Source organism: Planctomycetota bacterium (assembly GCA_039182125.1).
Lineage (GTDB): Bacteria > Planctomycetota > Phycisphaerae > Tepidisphaerales > Tepidisphaeraceae > JBCDCH01.
Genome location: JBCDCH010000130.1, coordinates 1 through 3,601, shown reverse-complemented (window position 1 = coordinate 3,601; position 3,601 = coordinate 1). Strand labels below are relative to the sequence as shown.

Here is a 3,601-nt window from a genome sequence, read left to right as displayed (position 1 = left end):
TTGCAATGGAGCCGGGGGGAATCGAACCCCCGTGCCGTGACGGTCGGTCCGACGCATCTACGCGTGTAGTCGATGGTTTGATCTCAACCCTTTGGCGGGCATCGACACCCTCCGCCGGGTCCAGCCTCCGGTATTGTCTCGCCGCTTCACCCCCGGAGACACCGGGAGTCGGCCAGCCTGCTGATCGTTGAACCCCCCGCCAGCAGGCGTCACAGGGGATTCAGGCGGCCTGTATCAGGCTGCCAGAGCAAACTGCGGTTCGGCAGTTATCAAGTGTTGCATGGTGTTTAACGAGGCCTCCATGCACCTCGACGCGCAACGCCGAGCCTGAAATCGCCCGGTCGAAACCACATCGGCCCCAGATATCAAAAAGCTTGCCGGCTTCCCAGCGACAGTTATTCTACGTCTGCATCCTGCTCCGAGTTCTACGCTCCGCAGAACCGCTACAACGACCGTCGACGCCAGACCGCCAACACGCCTGTGCTCGCCAGCAGCGCAAGCGAACCGGGCGACGGGATCGGGCGGAGAAGGACGAACTCGGCCGGTTGGCCAGCACCATCGAAGACCGCGAGGATCTCGCCTTCGGTCGAGATAGAGAGACCGCGGCTGATCGTTTCCTGGGTCGTGAACGCTTTGTCGACAAGATCGTCCAACAAGAACAACTCACCGTCCAGCCAGAGCGACCCACGCCGCAGCGGAGGCGTGTCCGTCCACGTCCAGAAGCGGTCATCGAAGTGCGTTCCTACGGCCATGCCGTTCAGATCAGCGTCGCTGATAACTGCATTGAAAACCGCCTGCGGCACGTTGTATACGGTTGATTCACCGTTGATATATGTGACAAACGTGTCCGTTCGTGGATCCCCGCTGATGTAGTTGACGTCGATCACCGGCACGCCATGCGAAGATGTGGATTCCAGGGGCAAAACAAAATCGAACGGTTCATACGGTACAGGGACCTCTTCACGTGTCCCATTGATGCTCCACAACGAGGACCGAAGCCCGTTGTCGGAGGCAAAGAAGCGACCGTCGTTGGTGATGCCGTGGAGCGAGCGATTGTCCGAGCCCGGGATCAACGTTGACTTACTGTCGTTGAACACGAGAATTCCGTTGGAAAAGCCCGTCGGGTCCTTCTCGGTGTAATCGATCGCGGCGATCGTGCCGTTGATCCCGAGACTGACCTGTTCGAGTCGTGACCCTTCAAATGGTGACCAGGCTTCGTTCATCCTGCCGTCGCGCGTGATGGCGAGCCGGTGATCGCGCTTGGATGCATCGAGCCCTTCAAACAAGAACCAGTCGCCACGGAACCCGGCAGCACGCGGCCGCGATGGGCTGAGCGAGGCGAAATCGAAGACCTCGATGCCCGTCGCCGTCAACGCTCCGTACTCCCAGCCGCCCTCATGATGCTCGCGGATCCCGATCAAACTTGCCCCGCCGCCGAAGCCGAGCGGCTCAAACCCGGTCTCTCCAAACGGATCGCGGACCATCTCAAACATCGGCATCTGCGCGCCCGCTACGCATGCACTCAGCATCACTGCAAGCATCGTCATCTTCTGCATGTCTCGCTCCCAAGGCGGTGTGCCATCCGGCCAAAGCGGCTCTCGACCTGCAACAGATATCGGCTGCTTTCCAGCGCCTCCAAACGAAAACGCCCGGCACGGGGCCGGGCGTTGAAGAATCTTGCACTGTTCGGCGGGATCAGCCCTGCTTTACGGCCCCGTCGATGTGCACATCCATCTGCGGGTACGGGATGCCGATGTTGGCTTCATCGAGCGCGACCTTGATGTTCCGCGTTAGCCGCTCCTTGACGGCCCAGTAGTCGCCGGCGTTGCACCACACGCGGACGGCCCAGTCGATGCTCGAGCCGCCGAGCTCGCTGAGGTAGACGACCGCGCCGGGGTCGGCCAGCCCGCCCTCGACCTCACCGGCCACGCGCTCGAGCACGCGGCGGGTCTCGTCGATATCAGCCGGGTAATCCGTGCCGACCGCCACATCGCACCGCCGCGTCGGGTGGTGGGTGATGTTCTCGATCGTGCCGCCGAAGATCTCGGAGTTTGGCACCATGATGCGGCGGTTGTCGGGCGTGTCGAAGATAGTCGTGAAGAGCTCGATCGACTCGACCTTGCCCGTGGTGCCGCCCGCGCTGACGACATCGCCGACCTTGAACGGCCGGAAGATCAGCAGCATAATGCCCGCCGAGAAGTTGCCGAGCAGACCCGACAGCGCAAGACCGATCGCGAAACCGGCCGCCGCGATCACAGCCGCGAAGCTCGTCGTGTCGACTCCGAGCGTGCTCAGGATCGCCAGGCCGCCGAGGATCATCACGATGTACTTGGCCATGTTGCCGAAGAACCGCGCGAGCGTCTCGTCGACCTTGGCCTTCCGCGTCACGCCCAGCACAATCCTCCGGACCCAGCCGGAGATGATCAACACGGCGATGATCAGCACAATGGCTTTGACGATCGGCAGCCCGACCGCTGTCCATGCGAACATCAGGTCGTCACTCGAGATGTCGCCATCGGTGAACCGCGAGATCGCGCCCTCCATGGCCTCGTTGACCGGCGCGGCTTCCTCGGCCGCCGCGGCGCTTTCGACGGCCTCGGCCGCGTCTTCAACCGCTGCCGCAGCGTCCTCGACCGTTCCGTCCGCCCCGGTTTCGGGCTGAGCCTCCATCCAGGCGGCGTATTCATTGATCAGCATCGTGTTCATCCCCATCTTTTGAACCGAGTATCTGGTACTGTCCCCTGCGGGCCGCCATGGTAACGGGCGACCACCGCGTCATCCACCCGCAAGCGAGACCCGGTGCGGTTATGAACATCTGCCTGATCGTCCCCGCAGCCGGCGCCTCGACGCGGTACCGGTCCGCCGGCGGCACCACCGACAAGCTCGCCGCGCTGATCGGGGACCGCTCGGTGCTGGGTCACGCGCTCGCGCGGGTCGCCGACGGCCTGCACGTGAGCAGCGTCATTGTCGCGGGGCCGCACGACGCGGCCGAGCGACGCCGATTTCTCCAGTCGCACGCCGCAGCGGTGCAACACATCGGCGCCACGGTCTGCCCAGGTGGTCCCCGCGATCGTTGGCAGTCGGTTCGGCACGCGATCGGATGTGTGCCCGCGGAGGCGACGCACATCGCCGTGCACGACGGCGCCCGCCCGCTGCCGCCTGCCGACATGCTTGATCGTCTGCGCATCGCCGCGGAGACGCACCGTGCGGTCGTGCCCGCGATCGCCGCGTCCGACACGCTGCGCAGAGCAGGCCCGGAGGACGGATCGGGCGTTCGCATCGCGACCGCCGAGCTCTCGCGTGAAAATGTTGTGCTTGTTCAGACCCCGCAGCTCTTCGAGGCCAACCTGCTGCGACGAGCATACGAGCAGCCAGACCCGGTCAGCACGGACGACGCCGGCCTGGTCGCCAGACTCGGCGAGCCGATCGCGATCGTCGCGGGCGATCTTCGCAACCTCAAGATCACACGGCCGGAGGATCTCACGCTCGCGAAAGCGCTCGCGATCGCTGAGCCATCAAGCTAACATGGAAGCCGCGGCCCGGCGCACCGGTCTGCATCCGGTTCGATTTCATTCGCGTCGGCCGCGCGGCATCGGCTTCG

General features: G+C 64.1%; 3 protein-coding genes and 1 other RNA gene. 1 reads left to right on the top strand and 3 read right to left on the bottom strand.

Annotated elements, in window-relative coordinates; genetic code table 11:
* Positions 1 to 3 precede the first annotated feature (3 nt).
* The 3 genes from ssrA to AAGD32_18420 all read right to left on the bottom strand — a co-directional run bounded on the left by ssrA (position 4) and on the right by AAGD32_18420 (position 2,706).
* Positions 4 to 360, bottom strand: a transfer-messenger RNA (tmRNA) gene (gene ssrA / locus AAGD32_18430).
* Between the two features lie 83 nt (positions 361 to 443).
* A complete protein-coding gene (locus AAGD32_18425; GenBank protein ID MEM8876225.1) occupies positions 444 to 1,556 on the bottom strand; it encodes a hypothetical protein in 1,113 nt (370 codons plus the stop codon).
* A 139-nt stretch (positions 1,557 to 1,695) separates the two neighbouring features.
* Positions 1,696 to 2,706, bottom strand: coding sequence for a mechanosensitive ion channel family protein (locus AAGD32_18420; GenBank protein MEM8876224.1), 1,011 nt, complete (start codon positions 2,704 to 2,706; stop codon positions 1,696 to 1,698).
* Between the two features lie 101 nt (positions 2,707 to 2,807).
* Here AAGD32_18420 and AAGD32_18415 point away from each other — a divergent pair, with 101 nt between their 5' ends.
* On the top strand, positions 2,808 to 3,524 hold the full coding sequence (locus tag AAGD32_18415; GenBank protein MEM8876223.1) for a 2-C-methyl-D-erythritol 4-phosphate cytidylyltransferase: 717 nt from the start codon (positions 2,808 to 2,810) through the stop codon (positions 3,522 to 3,524).
* The last annotated feature ends 77 nt before the right edge of the window (positions 3,525 to 3,601 follow it).

Coding starts and splice junctions, on each gene's coding strand:
- AAGD32_18425 (MEM8876225.1), bottom strand. CDS start 1,556: ATGCAGAAGATGACGATGCTTGCAGTGATGCTGAGTGCATGCGTAGCG.
- AAGD32_18420 (MEM8876224.1), bottom strand. CDS start 2,706: ATGAACACGATGCTGATCAATGAATACGCCGCCTGGATGGAGGCTCAG.
- AAGD32_18415 (MEM8876223.1), top strand. CDS start 2,808: ATGAACATCTGCCTGATCGTCCCCGCAGCCGGCGCCTCGACGCGGTAC.